Annotated in this window: 20 protein-coding genes and 1 other RNA gene; 15 read left to right on the forward strand and 6 right to left on the reverse strand. The window is 64.9% G+C overall.

What is annotated here, in order from left to right:
- Positions 1-32 precede the first annotated feature (32 nt).
- The 4 genes from ssrA to ompA all read right to left on the reverse strand — a co-directional run bounded on the left by ssrA (position 33) and on the right by ompA (position 2,609).
- Positions 33-419: a transfer-messenger RNA gene (gene ssrA / locus DBV14_RS09675) on the reverse strand.
- A 12-nt stretch (positions 420-431) separates the two neighbouring features.
- Positions 432-1,103: an HAD family hydrolase gene (locus DBV14_RS09680; protein WP_124458972.1), complete on the reverse strand. Its 672-nt coding sequence runs from the start codon at positions 1,101-1,103 to the stop codon at positions 432-434.
- The gene (gene ubiG, locus DBV14_RS09685) at positions 1,100-1,828 is read right to left on the reverse strand and encodes a bifunctional 2-polyprenyl-6-hydroxyphenol methylase/3-demethylubiquinol 3-O-methyltransferase UbiG (protein ID WP_124459028.1); all 729 of its coding nucleotides are present in this window, start codon (positions 1,826-1,828) and stop codon (positions 1,100-1,102) included. The genes DBV14_RS09680 and ubiG overlap by 4 nt, the downstream gene beginning before the upstream one ends.
- 130 nt (positions 1,829-1,958) lie before the next feature.
- The gene (ompA, locus tag DBV14_RS09690; RefSeq protein ID WP_124458973.1) at positions 1,959-2,609 is read right to left on the reverse strand and encodes an outer membrane protein OmpA; all 651 of its coding nucleotides are present in this window, start codon (positions 2,607-2,609) and stop codon (positions 1,959-1,961) included.
- 225 nt (positions 2,610-2,834) lie between these two features.
- Between ompA and gyrA the strand changes: the two genes are divergently transcribed.
- The 11 genes from gyrA (at position 2,835) to DBV14_RS09745 (ending at position 15,572) form a co-directional block, all read left to right on the forward strand.
- The gene (gene gyrA / locus DBV14_RS09695; RefSeq protein ID WP_124458974.1) at positions 2,835-5,480 is read left to right on the forward strand and encodes a DNA gyrase subunit A; all 2,646 of its coding nucleotides are present in this window, start codon (positions 2,835-2,837) and stop codon (positions 5,478-5,480) included.
- Positions 5,477-6,067, forward strand: a complete 591-nt coding sequence (locus tag DBV14_RS09700; RefSeq protein ID WP_124458975.1) for a DUF2059 domain-containing protein — start codon at positions 5,477-5,479, stop codon at positions 6,065-6,067. The genes gyrA and DBV14_RS09700 overlap by 4 nt, the downstream gene beginning before the upstream one ends.
- 69 nt (positions 6,068-6,136) lie before the next feature.
- Positions 6,137-7,204: a 3-phosphoserine/phosphohydroxythreonine transaminase gene (gene serC / locus DBV14_RS09705; protein WP_260396893.1), complete on the forward strand. Its 1,068-nt coding sequence runs from the start codon at positions 6,137-6,139 to the stop codon at positions 7,202-7,204.
- Between the two features lie 25 nt (positions 7,205-7,229).
- Complete coding sequence (gene pheA, locus DBV14_RS09710) at positions 7,230-8,360, forward strand: prephenate dehydratase (protein ID WP_124458977.1); 1,131 nt, start codon at positions 7,230-7,232, stop codon at positions 8,358-8,360.
- A gap of 14 nt (positions 8,361-8,374) precedes the next feature.
- Positions 8,375-9,268 (forward strand): prephenate dehydrogenase/arogenate dehydrogenase family protein, encoded by an 894-nt coding sequence (locus DBV14_RS09715; RefSeq protein ID WP_124458978.1) that lies wholly within the window; start codon positions 8,375-8,377, stop codon positions 9,266-9,268.
- Position 9,269: 1 nt separating this feature from the next.
- A complete protein-coding gene (locus tag DBV14_RS09720) occupies positions 9,270-11,282 on the forward strand; it encodes a bifunctional 3-phosphoshikimate 1-carboxyvinyltransferase/cytidylate kinase (RefSeq protein WP_124458979.1) in 2,013 nt (670 codons plus the stop codon).
- Positions 11,283-11,478: 196 nt separating this feature from the next.
- On the forward strand, positions 11,479-13,167 hold the full coding sequence (gene rpsA / locus DBV14_RS09725; RefSeq protein ID WP_124458980.1) for a 30S ribosomal protein S1: 1,689 nt from the start codon (positions 11,479-11,481) through the stop codon (positions 13,165-13,167).
- Between the two features lie 83 nt (positions 13,168-13,250).
- Complete coding sequence (locus DBV14_RS09730; protein WP_019654766.1) at positions 13,251-13,577, forward strand: integration host factor subunit beta; 327 nt, start codon at positions 13,251-13,253, stop codon at positions 13,575-13,577.
- A 46-nt stretch (positions 13,578-13,623) separates the two neighbouring features.
- Positions 13,624-13,965 (forward strand): lipopolysaccharide assembly LapA domain-containing protein, encoded by a 342-nt coding sequence (locus DBV14_RS09735; RefSeq protein ID WP_124458981.1) that lies wholly within the window; start codon positions 13,624-13,626, stop codon positions 13,963-13,965.
- On the forward strand, positions 13,955-15,124 hold the full coding sequence (lapB, locus tag DBV14_RS09740; protein ID WP_124458982.1) for a lipopolysaccharide assembly protein LapB: 1,170 nt from the start codon (positions 13,955-13,957) through the stop codon (positions 15,122-15,124). Before DBV14_RS09735 ends, lapB begins: the two co-directional genes overlap by 11 nt.
- Positions 15,125-15,251: 127 nt before the next feature.
- Positions 15,252-15,572, forward strand: coding sequence for a helix-hairpin-helix domain-containing protein (locus DBV14_RS09745; RefSeq protein ID WP_124458983.1), 321 nt, complete (start codon positions 15,252-15,254; stop codon positions 15,570-15,572).
- Positions 15,573-15,674: 102 nt separating this feature from the next.
- On the opposite strand, the gene DBV14_RS09750 is transcribed toward DBV14_RS09745, so the two are convergent.
- Together DBV14_RS09750 and DBV14_RS09755 are read right to left on the reverse strand one after the other, a co-directional pair.
- Positions 15,675-16,388 (reverse strand): hypothetical protein, encoded by a 714-nt coding sequence (locus DBV14_RS09750; protein ID WP_124458984.1) that lies wholly within the window; start codon positions 16,386-16,388, stop codon positions 15,675-15,677.
- Positions 16,389-16,455: 67 nt separating this feature from the next.
- On the reverse strand, positions 16,456-17,361 hold the full coding sequence (locus DBV14_RS09755; protein WP_124458985.1) for a LysR family transcriptional regulator: 906 nt from the start codon (positions 17,359-17,361) through the stop codon (positions 16,456-16,458).
- Between the two features lie 98 nt (positions 17,362-17,459).
- Here DBV14_RS09755 and DBV14_RS09760 point away from each other — a divergent pair, with 98 nt between their 5' ends.
- The 4 genes from DBV14_RS09760 to DBV14_RS33840 form a co-directional block, all read left to right on the forward strand.
- Positions 17,460-18,041 (forward strand): DUF6506 family protein, encoded by a 582-nt coding sequence (locus tag DBV14_RS09760; protein ID WP_124458986.1) that lies wholly within the window; start codon positions 17,460-17,462, stop codon positions 18,039-18,041.
- Positions 18,038-19,081: an SgcJ/EcaC family oxidoreductase gene (locus DBV14_RS09765; RefSeq protein WP_124458987.1), complete on the forward strand. Its 1,044-nt coding sequence runs from the start codon at positions 18,038-18,040 to the stop codon at positions 19,079-19,081. Before DBV14_RS09760 ends, DBV14_RS09765 begins: the two co-directional genes overlap by 4 nt.
- Positions 19,082-19,116: 35 nt before the next feature.
- Positions 19,117-19,734, forward strand: a complete 618-nt coding sequence (locus DBV14_RS09770) for a nitroreductase family protein (RefSeq protein WP_124458988.1) — start codon at positions 19,117-19,119, stop codon at positions 19,732-19,734.
- The coding region (locus tag DBV14_RS33840) for an EamA family transporter (protein ID WP_369008192.1) at positions 19,731-19,903 on the forward strand (173 nt) is incomplete at its 3' end. The genes DBV14_RS09770 and DBV14_RS33840, both read left to right, overlap by 4 nt.

The following is a 19,903-nucleotide window of genomic DNA, read 5'->3' on the forward strand; positions in this document are numbered from 1 at the left end:
CCTTGATTTTATTGGACCTAGCCCTAGAAATATGGTGGAGCTGGGGGGATTTGAACCCCCGTCCGCAAGCCTTCATCGCGCAGTTCTACATGTTTAGTGATCTGATTTGAGTCTCGCTTCCGGAGTCGCGCAGTCACACGCTAAACCGGACGCCAGCACCCTATTTTCTCGCCCCGACCCAAGGTACCCGGATCGGAGCCAGCCCATGTAATTATCTTTGCAGCCGGGAGGATTCAGATTGCTCTGTCACCCCCTTGCCCAGCCCATCGGCCTGCTGTTGCAAAGCTCACTGGCAATTAAGCAGCGAGTGCGAAACGTTCGTCGTTTGCAGTTAGTTTGTTTGAATCTGTTTTACGAGCGCATTCAGCTCGACATGCCCCGCTGCGACTCCGAACCCACGTCGAAACCAGTGCAGCCCCAAGCGTCACATTTTAGGCGCTATTGAGGAACTTCAAGAGCTCCAGGGGAGAAGAGATTGAGGCATCGGCATTCCAGAGCGCAGCATCGGCCTGGGAACCCATGTAACCGTAGGCGGCCGCGACAGTCCGCATGCCGGCAGCGCGGCCCGCGACGATGTCACGCTCGTCGTCACCCACATAGATGCATGCATCGGATGCAACGCCCAACCGACGCGCTGCTTCGTGCAGCGGCTCGGGATGTGGTTTTGAGAACGGGGTGGTGTCGCCACTCACGATCGCGCCTGCGGTGGCAAACAGCGGGATGGCGCGGGTCAGCGGATCAGTGAAACGCATCGATTTGTTGGTGACGACACCCCAGAGCAAGCCGCGCTCCCGAATCGCCTCGATCAAGGCCTGAATGCCATCGAACACATGGGTGTTGAGCAGCATGCGCCGTTCGTAGGCCACGAAGAACTCTTCTCGCAACTCCGCGAATTCCGGCGCATCCGGCGTGATGTCGAACGCCACACCGAGCATGCCCCGCGCACCGGCGCCGGCCATGGGCCGGTAGCGCTCCAACGGATAGGAGGCGAGGCCGCGGTCGGTGCGCATTTTGTCTGCGGCGGCACCCAAGTCAGGCGCACTGTCTATCAGCGTGCCGTCGAGGTCGAACAGCACAGCTTGTGTCGAAGCATTTATCTTCATCCCTGCGAACCCGGCAACGCAGGCTTTTGCGTCGCAAACATGTAGTTGACGCTGGTGTCGGCGCTGAGCCAGTAGCGGCGGGTCAGCGGGTTGTGCTCCAGGCCGCGAGTGTGTCGAAGGTCCAGCCCGGCTGCACGGCAGTAGGCGGCAAGCTCGCTGGGCCGAATCAATTTCGGATACTCGTGCGTTCCGCGCGGCAGCATGCCCAGAACGTACTCGGCTCCGACGATCGCGAGCATGAAGGCCTTCAGGTTGCGGTTGATCGTCGACAAGAACACCCAGCCACCCGGCTTGACCAGCGTGGCGCAGGCCTGGACGACCGAGGCCGGCTCTGGCACGTGCTCGAGCATTTCCATGCAGGTGACAACGTCGAAGCTGCCCGGCTGCTCGTCGGCCAGTGCCTCGGCGCTGATTTCCCTGTACTTGACACCGCGCGTGCCAGCCTCGAGGGCATGAAGCTGGGCCACCTTGAGCGCCTTGCCCGCCAGGTCGATGCCCAGCACGTCGGCGCCCTTCCGGGCCATCGAGTCGGCCAGGATTCCGCCGCCACAACCGATGTCCAGCAAGCGGCGCTGCGAAATTGGCGCAATTCCGTCAATCCATTCAAGGCGCAATGGATTGATTTCATGCAGCGGGCGGAATTCACTTTCCAGATCCCACCAGCGGTGCGCGAGTTCTGAAAACTTGGCCAGCTCGGCCGGATCGGCATTCACGTTTTCTGTCATACCGTGATTATGAAACGAGCAATGACCGGCAAACACCGTGCCGGCATTGATGAGCGATTGATCGTCAATTCGACGAGCATAAAAAAACCCCGCCGAGGCGGGGTTTTTTATCATCGATGGAGTCGAATGATTAGTTGGCGCGGGTGCCGACCACTTCGATTTCCACGCGACGGTTCTTGGCGCGGCCTTCCTTGGTGCGGTTGTCAGCCACTGGCTGCTTCTCGCCCTTGCCTTCGGTGTAGACGCGGTTGCGTTCGATGCCCTTCGAGACCAGGAAGGCCTTGACGGCTTCGGCGCGACGCACCGACAGACGCTGGTTGTAGGCGTCCGTACCGATCGAGTCGGTGTGGCCCACAGCGATGATCACTTCGAGGTTGACGCCACGGATCTTCTCGACCAGATCGGTCAGCTTGGCGCGACCTTCAGGCTTCAGAACCGACTTGTCGAAGTCGAAGAAAGCGTCGGCAGCGAAGGTGACCTTCGAAGCGGCGACAGCCGGCGGAGCGCCAGGAGCAACAGGTGCGCCAGGAGCGGGAGGCACTGCAGCAACGGCAGGAACCAGAGCGCCGTCGCAACCGGCGGCGGCGGTAGCCGGCGTCCAGTTGGCATCGCGCCAGCACAGTTCGTTGGTGCCGTTCTTCCAGACCAGTTCGCCGGTGCCGTTTTGCCAGTTGTCGATCGTAGGACCGCCGTCCGCAGCGGTGACACGGGTCTGCGCGCCGGCGGCAGTGGCGAGCGCAGCGACTGCAAACATCATCGCCACTTTATTCAGTTTCTTCATGGTTCTCCTCTTGGGGAAAAAGCCGCAGCCGCGCTGCGAATCAAGGACGCTTTAAGTGACCACCACCCAAAACGTTGAGGCGATTGTGCCATAGGGTCTTTGGCAAACAGGCCGCTGGACGCCCCTGAAGCGTAGGACGGAGGCGGAATAGCGGCCTTGTGTTGCGGCGGTGCGACACCCCTCACAGCGTAAAATTTCGCCTTCCTGCCGCCAGCCTCTCGCTCAATGACCTCATTCGCCAAAGAAACCCTGCCCATCAGTCTTGAAGAGGAAATGCGCAGCAGCTATCTCGATTACGCCATGAGCGTCATCGTGGGCCGGGCGCTTCCTGATGCGCGCGACGGCCTCAAGCCCGTGCATCGGCGCGTGCTGTTCGCCATGCACGAGCTCAACAACGACTGGAACCGGCCGTACAAGAAGTCGGCCCGTATCGTCGGTGACGTGATCGGTAAGTACCACCCTCACGGCGACCAGTCGGTCTACGACACCATCGTGCGGTTGGCGCAGGACTTCTCCATGCGCCACATGCTGGTCGACGGCCAGGGCAACTTCGGGTCGGTCGATGGAGACAACGCAGCCGCAATGCGTTATACGGAAATCCGGCTGGCCAAAATTGCGCACGAAATGCTGGCCGATATCGACAAGGAAACTGTCGACTTTCAGGACAATTACGACGGCTCCGAAAAAGAGCCAAAAGTGCTGCCAAGCCAGTTGCCCAATTTGCTGGTGAATGGCTCGGGCGGTATTGCGGTCGGCATGGCCACCAATATTCCGCCGCACAACCTCAATGAAGTGGTGGACGCCTGCCTGCACCTGCTGCGCAACCCCGAAGCCAGCATCGACGAGCTGATGGAAATCGTGCCGGCGCCCGATTTCCCCACCGCCGGCATCATCTACGGCATCAACGGCGTGAAGGACGGCTACCGCACCGGCCGCGGCAAGGTCGTGATGCGCGCCAAGTGCCACTTCGAGGACATCGACCGCGGCCAGCGCCAGGCGATCATCGTCGACGAGCTCCCCTACCAGGTCAACAAGAAGACGCTGCAGGAGCGCATGGCCGAGTTGGTGCACGAGAAAAAAATCGAAGGCATCAGCCACATCCAGGACGAGTCCGACAAGTCGGGCATGCGCCTGGTGATCGAGCTCAAGCGCGGCGAAGTGCCCGAGGTCGTGCTCAACAACCTCTACAAGCAGACGCAACTGCAGGACACCTTCGGCATCAACATGGTGGCGCTGGTCAACGGCCAGCCCAAGCTGTGCAACCTGAAGGACCTGATCGAGGTCTTCCTGCAGCACCGCCGCGAAGTGGTCACGCGCCGCACCGTCTTCACGCTGCGCAAGGCCCGCGAGCGCGGCCACGTGCTCGAAGGCCTGGCGGTGGCGCTGGCCAACATCGACGAATTCATCCGCATCATCCGCGAATCGCCCACGCCGCCGGTCGCCAAGGCCGAGCTGATGACCCGCGCCTGGGACAGCAAGCTGGTGCGCGAGATGCTCACGCGTTCACGCGCCGACGGCGGCGTGATCAACGCTGACGACTACCGCCCTGAAGGCCTCGAGCGCGAATACGGCATGGGCGGCGACGGCCTCTATCGCCTGTCGGAAACGCAAGCGCAAGAAATCCTGCAGATGCGCCTGCAACGCCTGACCGGTCTCGAGCAAGACAAGATCGTTGCCGAGTACAAGGAAGTCATGGCGGAAATCGACGACCTGCTCGACATCCTGGCCAAGCCCGAACGCGTCTCCATCATCATTGGCGACGAACTCGGCGAGATCAAGCAGGAATTCGGCCAATCGAAGCTCGGCGCCCGCCGCAGCCTGGTCGAGCACAGCGCCTACGACCTCTCGACCGAAGACCTGATCACACCGACCGACATGGTGGTGACGCTCTCGCACAGCGGCTACATCAAGAGCCAGCCGCTGGGCGAATACCGCGCGCAAAAACGCGGCGGCCGCGGCAAGCAGGCCACGGCCACCAAGGACGACGACTGGATCGACCAGCTCTTCATTGCCAACACGCACGACTACATCCTGTGCTTCTCCAACCGCGGCCGGCTGTACTGGCTCAAGGTGTGGGAAGTTCCGGCGGGTTCGCGTGGCTCGCGCGGCCGGCCCATCGTCAACATGTTCCCGCTGCAGGAAGGCGAGAAGATCAACGTCGCCCTCGCCCTGACCGGCGAGAAGCGCAACTTCCCGGCCGACCAGTACGTGTTCATGGCGACCTCGATGGGCACCGTCAAGAAGACCGCGCTCGACGAGTTCAACAACCCGCGCAAGGGCGGCATCATTGCCGTGAACCTCGACGATGGCGACTACCTTATCGGCGCCGCCCTCACCGACGGCAAGCATGACGTGATGCTCTTCAGCGACGGCGGCAAGGCCGTGCGTTTCGCCGAAGACGACGTTCGCCCGCTGGGCCGCAATGCGCGCGGCGTGCGCGGCATGTCGCTGGACCCCGGCCAGGGCGTTATCGCCATGCTGGTGGCCGAGGACGAGCAGCAAAGCGTGCTCACCGCCACCGAAAATGGTTACGGAAAACGAACAAGCATTACGGAATACACGCGCCACGGCCGTGGAACCAAAGGCATGATTGCGATTCAACAGAGTGAGCGCAACGGCAAGGTCGTTGCCGCCACTCTCGTGCATGCGGATGATGAGATCATGCTCATCACCGACAAGGGTGTGCTCGTGCGCACCCGGGTTGCCGAGATTCGCGAACTGGGTCGCGCGACGCAAGGCGTCACGCTGATCGGGCTCGACGAAGGCGCCAAACTCAGCGGGCTACAACGTATCGTCGAAAACGACGCGAACGGCGAGAGCGAGCCGGACGCAGACGATACTTCCACATCTTCAACGGAGAATCCTCAGTGAAAAAAATCAAACTCGCACTTCTGACGGTAGCCCTGGCTGGCAGCTCGATGGCCGCAATGGCCCAAGACAAGGCCACGCTCATCAAGCAGTTCATCGACATCCAGCGTCCCGGCATCGAATCGCTGGCACGCGGACTGGTCGAGCAATCGAGCGCTCCCATTGCGCAAGCCGGCTCGCAGTACCTGCAGACGCAAGTGCCTGAAGCCAAGCGCGAAGCCGCCGCCAAGGCAGCCGACGCCGAGCTCAAGAAGTACTTCGACGACGCCTACCCGATCGTGCGCGACAAGGCCGTGCAACTGGCGCCTGGCGCCCTGACCCCGCTGCTCGAGCAGAACTTCAGCGAAGACGAGCTCAAGCAACTGCTGGCCTGGATCAACTCGCCCCTCAGCAAGAAGTACCAGGACCTGAACCCCAAGATGCAGACCGCACTGACGGAAAAGCTGGTGAACGAAACCCGCGCCACCATCGAACCCAAGATGCGCACGCTCGACACCAACGTTGCCAAGGCCCTCGGCGCTCCGACCGATGCTCCGGCACAAGGTGCCGCACCCGCCAAGGCGCCAGCCAAGGCTCCAGTCAAGAAGTAAAGCAACGTGACCCAGCAGCAGACGCCGGCCGGCAAGCGCCCCTACAACTTTTCGGCCGGCCCGGCTGCCATGCCGGAGGCGGTGCTGCAACGCGCTGCCTCCGAAATGCTCGACTGGCAGGGCAGCGGCATGAGCGTGATGGAAATGAGCCATCGCGGCAAGGAATTCGGCGCCATCTGCACTCAGGCCGAAGCCGATATCCGTACGCTGCTGGCCGTGCCCTCACATTTCCACGTCCTGTTCATGCAGGGCGGTGGACTTGGCGAAAACGCCATCGTGCCGATGAACCTGTCGCGCGGCAAAACCGCCGACTTCGTCATCACCGGCAGCTGGAGCAGCAAGTCGCACAAGGAAGCGCAGCGCTACTGCACTGCGCGCGTCGTCGCGAGCAACGCCGATGACCAGCACACCAAGCTGCCCGCCCCTTCGAGCTGGCAGCTCAGCCAGGATGCCTCGTACGTGCACGTGTGCAGCAACGAGACCATCAACGGCATCGAATTCCAGCAACTGCCCGACCTTGCCGCGCTCGGCAGCAAGGCGCCGCTCATCATCGACTTCTCGTCGCACGTGGCCTCGCGCAGCGTCGACTGGAGCCGCGTGGGCCTGGCCTTCGGCGGCGCCCAGAAAAACCTCGGCCCGGCCGGCCTGACGATCGTCGTCGTGCGCGACGACCTGCTCGGCCACGCCCTGGAGATCTGCCCGAGCGCGTTCAACTACAAGACCGTGGCCGACAACAAGTCCATGTACAACACCCCGCCGACCTGGGGCATCTACATGGCCGGCCTCACCTTCCAGTGGCTGCTGCAGCAGACCGAAGGCGAGCTCACCGGCGTGGCCGCCATGGAGCAGCGCAACATCGCCAAAGCCAAGCTGCTGTACGACTTCATCGACGGTTCCGACTTCTATGCCAACCGCATCGACGCCGGCTGCCGCTCGCGCATGAACGTGCCCTTCTTCCTGGCCGACGAAGGCCGCAACGAGGCCTTCCTGGCCGGTGCGCGCGAAGCCGGGCTGTTGCAGCTCAAGGGCCACAAGTCGGTCGGCGGCATGCGCGCCAGCCTTTACAACGCCATGCCGTTGGCAGGGGTGCAGGCACTGGTGGGCTACATGCGAGAATTCGAGCGATCGCATGCCTAGGCGCATGCCCTAGCTGCTCGCACCGATGACCGCCTCCGCACCCACACCGCCCTCTTCCTCGCCCTCTCCCGACAATTCCGAAAGCCTTGCCGGTCTGCGCGTGCAGATCGACTCGCTCGACCAGCAACTGCTCAGCCTGCTCAACGAGCGGGCCCATGTGGCCGAGCTGGTCGGCGAGGTCAAGAAGCGCGAAGGCACGCCCTTCTTCCGCCCCGACCGCGTCGCGGCAGTCATCGACAAGATGCAGAAAAGCAATGCAGGTCCGCTCAAGGACCTGCATGTGGCGGCCATCTGGCGCGAGATCATGTCGGCCTGCCTGGCCCTCGAGTCGCCGCAGCGCGTGGCCGTGCTGGGCCCTGAAGGCACCTTCTGCGAACAGGCCGCCATCGAGTACTTCGGCGGCGCCGCCGACCTGATCTATTGCGCCAGCTTCGACGAAGTGTTCCATGCCACCGCCGCGGGCAGCGCCCAGTACGGCGTGGTCGGCGTCGAGAACTCGACCGAAGGCGTGGTCACGCGTTCGCTCGACCTGTTCCTGCATTCGCCCACCCACGTCGTCGGCGAAGTCAGCCTGCTGGTTCGCCACCACCTGCTGCGCAGCAGCAACTCGCTCGAAGGCGTCGAGGCCGTGCTGGCCCATCCGCAGGCGCTGGCCCAATGCCAGACCTGGCTGTCCAAGCACCTGCCCAACGCCGAGCGGCGCGCCGTGGCGAGCAACGCCGAAGGCGCACGCCTCGCGGCCACCAACCCGGCCTGGGCCGCGCTCGCCGGCGAACGCGCCGCCACGCGCTTCGGCCTGCACATCGTGGCGCACGCCATCCAGGACGATTCGTACAACCGCACCCGCTTCTCGGTGATCTGCCTGCCGCAGACGCTGGCCATGCCGCCGGCCTCGGGCAAGGACTGCACGAGCCTGATCGTCTCGGTGCCCAACCAGCCCGGTGCGGTGCACGACCTGCTGGTGCCGCTCAAGGCCAACAACGTGTCGATGACCCGTTTCGAATCGCGCCCCGCGCGCACCGGCCAGTGGGAGTACTACTTCTACATCGACCTGGACGGCCACCCTTCGCAGCCCAACGTGGCCGCGGCGCTGGCCGAACTGCGCGGCCTCTGCGCGTTCTACAAGGTCCTTGGCGCCTACCCCGTCAAAGCCTGAGCCGGACAGACACGATGTTCGAGCAACTGGGATTGATCGGCTGCGGCCTCATGGGCGGCTCCTTTGCGCTCGCGCTCAAGCGCGCGAAGCTGGTGAAACGCGTGGTCGGCTACAGCAAGTCGCCGTCCACCACCGAGCGGGCACGCCAGCTCGGCGTGATCGACGTGGCCGCGCCTTCCGCGCTGCTCGCCGTGTCGGGCGCCGACCTGGTGCTGCTGGCTGTGCCGGTGGCCGCGTCGGAGGCCATGTTCAAAGCCATCCGCCACGGCATTTCGAGCGAAACGCTGGTGATGGACGTCGGCTCGACCAAGGGCGACGTGATCGAAGCCGCGCGCAACGGCCTGCAAAAGCAGTTCGCGAACTTCGTGCCGGCACACCCAATCGCCGGCAAGGAAGTCTCGGGCATCGAGCACGCCGAAGCCTCGCTGTTCACCGGCCGCCAGGTCGTGCTCACGCCCGTCAAGACCACGCTGCGCTCCAACGTGCAGCGGGCCTCGCAGGTCTGGAGCGGCATCGGCGCCAACGTGGTCACCATGACGCATGAAGAGCACGACGCCGCCTTCGCCGCCGTGAGCCATCTGCCGCACCTGCTGGCCTTCGCATACACCAACGCCCTCACGGCACAGCCGCAGGGCGACCGCTTCCTGAGCCTCGCGGGCCCGGGCTTTCGCGATTTTTCGCGCATCGCCGCGAGCGATCCGGTCATGTGGCGCGACGTGCTGCTCGCCAACCGCGAGCAGGTGCTGCAGCAATCGCAAGCCTTCCGCAAGGCGCTGGAAGACCTCGAGGCGCTGATGACCGCCGGCGACCTGCAGGCGCTGGAGCAATCCATTGCCGCCGCCAGCAAGGCCCGCGCGGCGTGGAAGCCCAACTCGAATTCCGACGCCTCGGCCCAGCAGGATTCCTGACATGTTCTCGACGGCCTTCCTCGACCTCCCGCCCCTCGCCGGTGCCGCCGGCACGGTCCGGCTGCCGGGTTCCAAGAGCATTTCCAACCGCGTGCTGCTGCTGGCCGCGCTCGCGAGCGGCACCACCACGATCCACGACCTGCTCGACTCCGACGACACGCGCGTGATGCTCGACGCCCTGCGCGCGCTCGGCTGCGGCATCCAGCCGACGGAGAGCACGCTGCAGATCACCGGCCTTGGCGGCCAACTGAAGCCCAACGCAACCCTGCTGCCGCTGTTCCTCGGCAACGCTGGCACCGCGATGCGCCCGCTGACCGCGGCGCTGTCGCTGCTCGGCGGCGAATTCGAACTGAGCGGCGTGCCGCGCATGCACGAGCGTCCCATCGGCGATCTGGTCGACGCACTGACCCAGCTCGGCTGCAACATCGATTACCTCGGCAACCCCGGCTACCCGCCGCTGCGCATCCACCCGGTCGACCACGACGACCTGGTGCTCGACGCGCCGATCCGCGTGCGGGGCGACGTGTCGAGCCAGTTCCTCACGGCCCTGCTGCTGGCGCTGCCGCTCGCGGCGCGCAAGGACATCGTCATCGAGGTGGTCGGCGAGTTGATCTCCAAGCCCTACATCGAGATCACGCTGAACCTGCTGGCGCGCTTCGGCATCGCCGTACAGCGCGACGGCTGGGAGCGCTTCACCATTCCGGCTGGCAGCCGCTACAGCTCGCCGGGGGACATCCACGTCGAGGCCGATGCCTCGTCTGCTAGCTATTTCATAGCACTTGGCGCAATAGCGACGGGCGTGTCTGGCAAGAATGGCATTCGAATCGAGGGTGTGGGCGCCGATTCGATCCAGGGCGATATCCGTTTCATCGACGCTGCCCGGCAAATGGGTGCGCAGGTCGACAGCGGCCCGAACTGGCTCGAAGTGCGCCGTGGCGCCTGGCCGCTGAAGGCCATCGACCTCGACGCCAACCACATCCCCGACGCGGCGATGACGCTGGCCGTCATGGCGCTCTACGCCGACGGCCCAAGCACGCTGCGCAACATCGCCAGCTGGCGGGTCAAGGAAACCGACCGCATCGACGCCATGGCCAACGAGCTGAAAAAGCTAGGCGCCACGGTCGAGGCCGGACCCGATTTCATTCGCGTGCATCCGTTGGCCCAACCGGGCTGGCTGCCGGCGAGCATCCGCACCTATGACGACCACCGGGTCGCCATGTGCTTCTCGCTCGCGGCGTTCAACCCGGCCGGCGTACCGGTGCGCATCCTCGAGCCCCACTGCGTCGCCAAGACTTTCCCCGAGTACTTCGAAACCCTGTTCTCGGTGGCCGAAGCCGCGGAGGTGCCGGTGATCTGCATCGACGGCCCGACCGCCTCCGGCAAGGGCACGCTGGCCGCCGAAGTGGCGCGCCTGCTGGGCTACCACTACCTCGACTCGGGCTCGCTCTATCGCGTGACGGGCTTGGCCATGCGCCGCGCCGGCCTCAACGCCGACGCGCAGCACGAGGCGCAGATCGCCACCCTGGCGGCCGCCCTGCCCCTGCAATTCGCCGAGGGCAAGGTGCTGCTTGCCGGCGAAGACGTCAGCGACGAAATCCGCACCGAAGCCGCCGGCATGGACGCCTCCCGCGTCTCTACGCTACCGGCCGTGCGCGAGGCCCTTCTGGCCCTGCAGCAGCGCTTCCGGCAGCTGCCCGGCCTGGTGGCCGATGGCCGCGACATGGGCACCGTCATCTTCCCCGACGCCTCCCTCAAGGTCTTCCTCACGGCCAGCGCCGACCAGCGCGCCGTCCGGCGCCATAAGCAGTTGATTTCAAAGGGTATTTCAACTACACTCGACAGTCTTCGCTCCGACTTGGAAGCACGTGACGCCCGGGACTCTTCCCGCAGCGTCGCCCCTCTGAAGCCGGCGCAAGATGCCCGCCACCTCGACAACTCCCAGCTGTCCATCGAGCAATCGATCGATACGGTGTTGAACTGGTGGCAGCAAGTGCAGCCTTTCAGGTCCGCTTGAAAGGCTCGCGCCAACCGGGTGTTCCGGGTGGCGCATACCGCTCCAGCAGGCTCTTCTCGCGCGACAGCGCACCGGCCTTCTGGTTGTTCAACCAACCCGGGCACCAGCCCACAAAACCGCCGTCTCCAGACCCACAGCAGCCGCACGCAATTTCGCAATAGCGCCTGCCAACCCTGCCTGACGGAAGGAACCATAAATGTCTGAATCTTTTGCCGACCTATTCGAAGAGTCCCTGAAGCGTTCCGAAATGCGCACCGGCGAGGTCATCACGGCCGAAGTCGTGCGCGTCGAGCACAACCACGTCGTCGTCAACGCCGGTCTGAAGTCCGAAGCGTATGTGCCGATCGAAGAGTTCAAGAACGACAAGGGCGAACTCGAAGTCCAGGCCGGCGATTTCGTTTCCGTTGCCATCGGCAGCGTTGAAAACGGCTACGGCGATACCATCCTCTCGCGCGACACCGCCAAGCGTCTGGCTTCGTGGCTCGCCCTCGAGAAGGCCCTGGAATCGGGCGACTTCGTCACCGGCACCACCAGCGGCAAGGTCAAGGGCGGTCTCACCGTCCTGGTCAATGGCATCCGCGCATTCCTGCCCGGCTCGCTGATCGACACGCGTCCCATCAAGGACCTGACCCCGTACGAAAACAAGACCCTCGAATTCAAGGTCATCAAGCTCGACCGCAAGCGCAACAACGTTGTGCTGTCGCGCCGTGCCGTGGTCGAAGCCAGCATGGGCGAAGAACGCGCCAAGCTGATGGAAACCCTGAAGGAAGGCGCTGTTGTCCGCGGCGTCGTCAAGAACATCACCGAATACGGTGCGTTCGTCGACCTCGGCGGCATCGATGGCCTGCTGCACATCACCGACATGGCATGGCGCCGTGTTCGCCACCCGAGCGAAGTCGTTCAGGCCGGCCAGGAAATCACCGCCAAGATCCTCAAGTTCGACACCGAAAAGAACCGTGTCTCGCTGGGTCTCAAGCAAATGGGCGACGACCCGTGGATGGGCGTTTCGCGCCGCTACCCACAATCGACCCGCCTGTTCGGCAAGGTCACGAACATTGCCGACTACGGCGCGTTCGTCGAACTCGAACCCGGCATCGAAGGCTTGGTGCACGTCTCCGAAATGGACTGGACCAACAAGAACATCGCTCCGAACAAGATCGTCTCGCTGGGCGACGAAGTCGAAGTCATGGTCCTCGAAATCGACGAAGACAAGCGCCGCATCAGCCTGGGCATGAAGCAGTGCAAGGCCAACCCGTGGCAAGAGTTCGCGCAGAACACCAAGCGCGGCGACCGCGTCAAGGGCCCGATCAAGTCGATCACCGACTTCGGCGTGTTCGTGGGCCTGGCTGCCGGCATCGACGGCCTGGTTCACCTCTCGGACCTCTCGTGGAACGAAGCAGGCGAAACCGCCGTTCGCAACTACAAGAAGGGCCAGGAAGTCGAAGCGATCGTGCTGGCAGTCGACGTCGACCGCGAGCGCATCTCGCTGGGCATCAAGCAACTCGACAGCGACCCGTTCACCACGTTCACCACCGTGAACGACAAGGGCCAGATCGTGACCGGCAAGGTCAAGACCGTGGACGCCCGTGGCGCTGAAATCGACCTCGGCGAAGACATCCTCGGCTACCTGCGTGCTTCGGAAATCTCGCGCGACCGCGTCGAAGATGCCCGCAACGTGCTGAAGGAAGGCGACGAAGTCACCGCCATCGTCGTGAATGTGGATCGCAAGACCCGCAACATCCAGCTGTCGATCAAGCAGAAGGACATGGTCGACGAACAAGGCGCCATGGCCAACCTGAGCCAGCAGTCGGCACGCGAAAACGCGGGCACGACGAGCCTGGGCGCCCTGCTGCGCGCCAAGCTCGACAACAGCGACAACAAGTAAGCTGAGTCCGAAGACAGAGCCGGCCAGGCGCTTAGCTTGGCCACTCTGTCTTTTTTTCGTCCACGTTTTCTCTGCCCCGGCCTATGACCCGCTCTGACCTTGTCGAAGAACTCGCAGCGCGCTTTGCGCAACTCACGCACCGCGATGCCGAATACGCCGTCAAGACCATCCTCGACGCCATGAGCGACGCGCTGGTGCGCGGGCACCGCATCGAGATCCGTGGGTTCGGCAGCTTCTCGGTCAACCGACGCCCGCCGCGCATCGGACGCAATCCGCGTTCGGGCGAGAGCGTGCAGATTCCAGAGAAACGGGTGCCTCACTTCAAGCCGGGCAAAGCCCTGCGCGAGGCCGTGGACGCAAAGACCGCCGAACTCGACGCCGGCAAGGAAGCCAAGGGCCGCAAGGCCTGATCGGCATGGTTACAAACGTAGAATGCTCCCGGCAACGGGAACGGCTATGAAATACCTCCTGTGGCTGCTCAAGGCAGCCATTTTTTTTACGCTCTTCGCTTTCGCGCTGAACAACCAGCACGACGCGACCGTCTACTTCTTCTTCGGCACCTACTGGCGCGCACCGCTCGTGCTCGTCGTGCTCGCGGCCTTCGCCGGCGGGCTCGTGGTGGGTGCGCTCGGCATGTTGCCCGGCTGGTGGAAGCACCGCGCTGCTGCGGCGCAACTGCCTTCCGCATCGTCCGAAGCCCCCTCCACCGCGGCCCCCACGACAGCCGCTTCCGCCCCCGCGGCAGCGCCGTCCATTTCCGCCACCGACCTTCCCGCCGTACGTCAACATGGACTTTGATCCCAGCTGGCTGCTGATCAGCCTGCCCGTCGCCTTCGTGCTGGGCTGGCTCGCATCGCGCTTCGACATTCGCCAGCTCAAGCTCGAAAACAGGCAAGCCCCCAAGGCCTACTTTCGCGGCCTCAACTTCCTTCTGAACGAGCAGCAGGACCAGGCCATCGACGCCTTCATCGAGGCCGTGCAGAACGACCCCGACACGCAAGAGCTGCACTTCGCGCTCGGCAACCTGTTCCGCCGCCGTGGCGAGTACCAACGCGCCGTGCGCGTGCACGAGCACTTGCTGGGCCGTGGCGACCTGAGCCGCAGCGACCGCGAACGCGCCCAGCACGCGCTGGCGCAAGACTTCCTGCGCGCCGGCCTGCTCGACCGCGCCGAGGCCGCGCTGCAGAAGCTTGAAGGCACGCGCTACGAAAACGAGGCGCGGCTCTCGCTGCTGGCCATCTACGAACGCTCGCGCGAATGGGCCCAGGCCGCCGCCGTGGCGCAAAAACTCGACGAGTCCGACCAGGCCAGCTACAGCACGCGGCGCGCCCATCACCTGTGCGAACAGGCCACCGAGCGCGTGGCCGCCGGCGAACTGTCCGGTGCGGCCAAGCTGCTGGCCCAGGCGGTCGAGCTGGCCCCGCAGGCACCTCGCCCGGCCATCGACACCGCCATGCTCCAGCTGCGCAACAACGAAGCTGCCGCAGCCTTCGACACGCTCGTTGCCCTTAGCGAAACCGCCCCACTCGCGTTGCCGCTCTACGCAGCCGCATTGCAGCAGGCCGCGGTGGCGGCACACCGCGAAGGCGAAGCGCTGGCGTTGCTGCAGCGGCGCTATGTCGAGTCGCCGTCGATCGACGTGCTCGAAGCATTGATCGCACTCGGCGGCACGCCCACCGCCACCGAACAGAACCAGGCCCCCACGCCGCGCGACGGCTACATCGCCCACCTCGCGCAGCAACCGTCGCTGGTGGCCGCGTCGCGCTGGCTGGCCGGCGAAAAGTTCGAGCACGAGCAGTTCCATCCGCAAGTGCAACGCGCGCTCGACCAGGCCACTCGGCCGCTGATGCGCTACCGCTGCGCGGCCTGCGGTTTCGAGGCGCACCAGTACTTCTGGCACTGCCCCGGCTGCCAGGCCTGGGACAGTTATCCGCCGCGCCGCGTCGAAGAACTTTGACCACGATCCTGAACAATAGTCACCGGGGCATGCTTGCCCCCTTCAGGGGTCAACGCCCCGCTTCCTGAACCCGTTGAGCCAAAGCCGGCGTTCTTGCCGGCTATATCAAAAATCAGGGAGTTCAGTCATGTTCAAGAAAATCCTGGCCGCCACGGCCATGCTGTTTGCGCTCGTTTCCTTCGCAGCGGTCGATGCCAACAAGGGCACGGCCGCCGATCTCGACGGCATCAAGGGCGTTGGTCCTTCGATGTCCAAGCGCATCCTCGATGCACGCAAGGAGAGCGAGTTCAAGGACTGGTCCGACCTCATGCAGCGCGTCAAGGGCGTGAAAGAGAAGAAGGCAGCCAAGCTGTCGGCTGAGGGCCTGACGGTCAATGGGCAAGCCTTCGGCGGCGCGCCCGCCGCGGCTGCGCCGGCCAAGACGGCCAAGGCACCCGCCAAGCCGTAACGCACCGCCTTGCCAGCAATGGCAAGCCATGAGAAGCCGCCATCTGGCGGCTTTTTTCATGCCTTCAGCGCAAGGCCCACACCGCACGCACCCCGCAGCGAGTCAATCCGCCGCGCGCCATCGCCCCGAGTCCGGGCACAAGCTGGCCCGCGCACCGTTCACCCGAACCTGCTCTTCATCAAGTTGCGATGCGGTCGAAGGGTCGGTGTCGAAGGCGACCTGAAGTACGCGACCTACGTCGGCGTCTTCGATGGGCAACTCCCATGTCAGGAACAACTGCGTGCAGTCCTTGTCGGGCGCGAAGTCGGCCGCATCGAAGCCGCTGCCGCCGCGCCGGATGACGGCATGCGGCTGGCCGGTATCGAAGATCAACACCGTGCCGCGCACCAGTGGAATGCAATGGCCCGCAACGGGGAAGTGCACGTCCAGCCCCTTGTCTTCGCTCAGGAAGAGATTGCAGAAAGCCGCGCCGCCGTATTGCGCGCCGTCGTGGTGGTACTTCGCGCCGCGGCAGGCCATCAGCGCCACGTCGCTGGCCGCAAGCGCCTCGAGCAGCCCCAGCGTGCGCGTCCAGTCCGACGCGGCCTGCACGCAGCGCTTGTAGTCCGGCCATCGCGTGCGTGCGCGCGCCAACGGCAAGGCCTCCACATCACCCGGTTCCAGCACCATGCGCGTCGCAATTTCGCGCTCCCAATCGGCGGTCAGCCGCGCGGGAGGCTCTGGCACATCGACCGTGCCCCACAGCACGACATCGCTCACGCTTCGGCTGCGAATGGCATCGCCACTCCAGTAGTAGGAAGTCAGCAGGTCTTTCACGCGATGCAAGCAAGGGTGCGGAGGGTTGAAGCGGCGCGGCTCATCGGGACCAGTGTAGACAGGCCCGTCAGTGAAACTCTTCCGACAGCATGCGGCCGAGCCCCGATGCGGCGGGTCCGAACTGCCGGTCGATGCGGCGTATCAGGTACAGCGCCAGCGGCTTCGACGCGCGGGCCCGGTGCGCGGCCAGCGTGACCCGCGCGAGCCGCTTGCCCTTGATGTCGGCCTCCACCATCCAGAGCGGCAGGTTTCCCCATCCGACGCCCGCCACGATGAGCGCGTGCTTGGTGGCGATGTCGCTCACGCGGTAGGTCTTCTGCGACAGCACGCCGAAGTTGCGCCCCTGCGAGCGCTCGGAGGGGTCGGCGACAACGATCTGCAGGTGGTCCGAAAGATCGACCGTGGTCCACCCGGCCTTTGCCTTGGGCCGCGCCAGCGCATGGTCCGCGCGGCACACGGCGACCATGCCCGCGATGTCGGCGATGGTTTCGGATGCGATGTGCGCGTCTTGTTCTTCCGCGGTGGTCAGGCCCAGGTCGCACGCACCGCCCAGCACCTTGCTCAGCGCCGAGGTCATGGGCGCGGTTTCAAGCTCCAGCCGCACGCTCGGAAACTCCGTATGAAACCGGTGGACGACGGCCCCCATGCGCGGCAACGGCAGCAGCGGATCGAGCGCCACCCGAAGCTCGGCCTCGACGCCCTGGCTGAAGCTGTTGGCACGCGCGCGAAACGCGTCCGCCTTGATCAGCAGCGTCCGGGCTTCCGCGAGCAAGGTCGCGCCGGCCTCGGTGAGCACCGGCCGATGCAGCGACCGGTCGAACAGCGGCAGCCGCAACTCCGATTCGAGGTTCGCGATGGCACTGCTCAGGCCCGATTGCGCACGCCCCAACGACCTTGCCGCCGCACGGAACGAGCCCCTGTCGGCAATCGATACGAAGACGCGAAGCTGATCGAGTGTGAGGGCATCCAACATGATCGTTTTATGTGATCGGTTTGATCTAAATTTTATCAATTGTGCAGATCATTCTGCTGCGAGAGCATTCATGCATTCGTTCCCCAGGAAGAAAAGCCATGAAGAAAGCAATCGTCTACGAGGCCACCGGCGCGGACGCCAGGCGTGATCGCATCCAGCGCAAGAACCTGACCATCGTCGCCGTCGGCCACCCCGGCGAACTGCCCGACGTTGCGACGGACCTCGCGCGAGACGGCGTGCAGCTCATCGAACTCTGCGGCGGCGTGTCGCCCCGGTGGCGCCCCGTCGTCAGCGCGGCCGCCGGTCCGCGCGTGCGGGTCAGCTCCGTGATGTTCGGCTTCGAATCGCTGATACCTGCCGTGCGCTTCAACAAGGCCTATGTCGACGGCGCGCCGCCGCCGGTGGCCTTCCTCTTCATCGAGGCCAACGCTCATCCGGGCAGGGACAGCTTCACGCAGAAATTTCCGCCGCTGAGCACGACCTTCGTTCCCGTTCCCGACGAAGTGTCCGCGGCCTTCGTTGCGCGGGACCTGGCGGCCGATGGCATCGGCTTGATCGAGCTGTATGGCGGCTTCACCAGCGCGGGTGCGGCGGCGGTCATCGATGCCGTGCAGGGGCGCGTGCCGGTCGGCGTCGGCAGCTTCACGCTCGAAGCCACGCTGTCGAAAGGCACGGCATGAAGGCCCGCATCCAACCGACCATCGCCCACGCCGGCGCATCGCCGCAAGACCGCAGCCGTGACATCGAACTGATCGTCGGCGTCGTCTCGCAAGTCGAAGCGATGCAGCGCAAGTGCGATGTCGAAGGGTTCACCCGCCTGATCGCACCCGAGGCCGCGTGGGTGACCGCATTCGGACGGCGGCTCACCGGCTGGCCGCAGATCCATGCCTTCACCTCCAGCGTGCTGCCGATGTTCGCGGCCGGCAACGAATACGCCATCTACGACGCGGAACACATCACCTTCCTGGCCGACACCGTGGCCGCCGTCAATGTGCGCCAGCAAGCCGTCGATGCCAACGGTGCCCTGCTGGAAGGGCGCACCGAAGGGCGGCCCCTGTACGTGATGCGCAAGCAGGACAGCGGTTGGCTGATTGCCGTGGGCCAGAACACCCTTTTCCAGCAGACCGAAATCGCCACGCAACAACAAAACATCGAAGACCGCGACGGCACGCCCCAGGGCCACGGCACGCCCCAGGGCCACGGCAAGACCGAGCCCAAGCCCCAAGACCAAGGACCTTTCATGACCCAACGTTCCATTCAGCACACCACCTTCGTCATCGAGCGCAGCTACGCGGCCAGCCCCACACGGGTCTTCGAGGCCTTCGCCGATCCCGCCATCAAGCGGCGCTGGTTCATCGACGCCGAAGGCTGGACCACCGAGGAGTTCAGCGCCGACTTCGTGGAAGGCGGCAGCGAGCGCAGCCGCTCCCGCTTCGGCGACGGGCCGCTCGTGAGCAACGAAACCATCTATCACGAGATCGTGCCAGGCCATCGCATCGTGCTCAGCTACACGATGACCATCGGCGGCAAGCGCGTCTCGGTGTCCTCGGTCTCCATCGAGTTCACCGCCGAAGCTTCCGGCACGCGGCTCGTCTACACCGAGCATGGCGCCTTCCTCGATGGCGCCGACAAGCCGGCCGACCGCGAAGCCGGCTGGCGCGAGCTCCTCGATGCCCTTGCCGCGCAACTCGACCGCCAGGCCGAAAGAGAAAACGCCTGACCCGCATGCACGCCCGAAACTCAGACCCGCAAACCATGAAGACCCACCCGGCCCTTGCCCTTATCGAACAACGCGTCTCCGCCAACCGCTTCGATCCCACCCATGTGCTGCACAGCGACGAGATCGAAGCGCTGATCCGCCTCGCCACGCGAGCCCCCACCGCCTACCACCTGCAGAACTGGCGCTTCATTGCCGCGCGCACGCCACAGGTCAAGGCGCGGCTGCGGCGTGTGGCGCAAGACCAGCCCAAGGTCACCGAAGCGGCCGTCACCTTCATCGTCTGCGGCCTGCTGCCCGACCACGACACCCTCGCCGAAAGGCTCGGGCCTTTCGTCGACACCGGCCTCATGTCCCCGAACACGGTGGCCGGCTGGCGCGAAGGCGCGCGGCTGCAGTACGAAGACCCCACGACCGCCCGCGACGAGGCCGTGCGCACCGCCACCTTCGGCGCGGCGACGCTGATCCACGCCGCCGAAGCGCTGGGCCTCGTCTCGGGGCCGATGGTCGGCTTCGACCCCGCCGGCGTGAGCCGCGAGTTCGGATTGCAGCCGCATGAGGTGCCCGTCGTGCTGGTGGCCGTCGGCCGGGCCGCACCCGGCAACTGGCCGCAAAAGCCGCGCCGCCCGCTCGCCGAAGTGCTCGACATCCTGTGAAGCTCCGCGCTTCCGACCTGCTGCTCACCGCCATCGCGCCGGCCATCTGGGGCAGCACCTACATCGTCACGACCGAGTTTCTTGCGGGCTTGCCGCCGCTGACGGTCGCCATGCTGCGCGCGCTCCCCGCCGGCCTGCTGCTCCTGCTCTTCGTGCGGCAATTGCCCAA

It is taken from the genome of Variovorax sp. KBW07, from assembly GCF_003852515.1.
GTDB lineage: Bacteria > Pseudomonadota > Gammaproteobacteria > Burkholderiales > Burkholderiaceae_C > Variovorax.

Bases quoted from the DNA above. Each gene is read 5' to 3' on its own strand.
- DBV14_RS09735 (WP_124458981.1), top strand. From the start codon at position 13,624: ATGAAATACCTCCTGTGGCTGCTCAAGGCAGCCATTTTTTTTACGCTC.
- DBV14_RS09720 (WP_124458979.1), top strand. From the start codon at position 9,270: ATGTTCTCGACGGCCTTCCTCGACCTCCCGCCCCTCGCCGGTGCCGCC.
- DBV14_RS09680 (WP_124458972.1), bottom strand. From the start codon at position 1,103: ATGAAGATAAATGCTTCGACACAAGCTGTGCTGTTCGACCTCGACGGC.
- ompA (WP_124458973.1), bottom strand. From the start codon at position 2,609: ATGAAGAAACTGAATAAAGTGGCGATGATGTTTGCAGTCGCTGCGCTC.
- lapB (WP_124458982.1), top strand. From the start codon at position 13,955: ATGGACTTTGATCCCAGCTGGCTGCTGATCAGCCTGCCCGTCGCCTTC.
- serC (WP_260396893.1), top strand. From the start codon at position 6,137: ATGCCGGAGGCGGTGCTGCAACGCGCTGCCTCCGAAATGCTCGACTGG.
- DBV14_RS09765 (WP_124458987.1), top strand. From the start codon at position 18,038: ATGAAGGCCCGCATCCAACCGACCATCGCCCACGCCGGCGCATCGCCG.
- gyrA (WP_124458974.1), top strand. From the start codon at position 2,835: ATGACCTCATTCGCCAAAGAAACCCTGCCCATCAGTCTTGAAGAGGAA.
- rpsA (WP_124458980.1), top strand. From the start codon at position 11,479: ATGTCTGAATCTTTTGCCGACCTATTCGAAGAGTCCCTGAAGCGTTCC.
- DBV14_RS09760 (WP_124458986.1), top strand. From the start codon at position 17,460: ATGAAGAAAGCAATCGTCTACGAGGCCACCGGCGCGGACGCCAGGCGT.
- DBV14_RS09745 (WP_124458983.1), top strand. From the start codon at position 15,252: ATGTTCAAGAAAATCCTGGCCGCCACGGCCATGCTGTTTGCGCTCGTT.
- DBV14_RS09770 (WP_124458988.1), top strand. From the start codon at position 19,117: ATGAAGACCCACCCGGCCCTTGCCCTTATCGAACAACGCGTCTCCGCC.
- DBV14_RS09730 (WP_019654766.1), top strand. From the start codon at position 13,251: ATGACCCGCTCTGACCTTGTCGAAGAACTCGCAGCGCGCTTTGCGCAA.
- pheA (WP_124458977.1), top strand. From the start codon at position 7,230: ATGACCGCCTCCGCACCCACACCGCCCTCTTCCTCGCCCTCTCCCGAC.
- ubiG (WP_124459028.1), bottom strand. From the start codon at position 1,828: ATGACAGAAAACGTGAATGCCGATCCGGCCGAGCTGGCCAAGTTTTCA.
- DBV14_RS09715 (WP_124458978.1), top strand. From the start codon at position 8,375: ATGTTCGAGCAACTGGGATTGATCGGCTGCGGCCTCATGGGCGGCTCC.
- DBV14_RS09755 (WP_124458985.1), bottom strand. From the start codon at position 17,361: ATGTTGGATGCCCTCACACTCGATCAGCTTCGCGTCTTCGTATCGATT.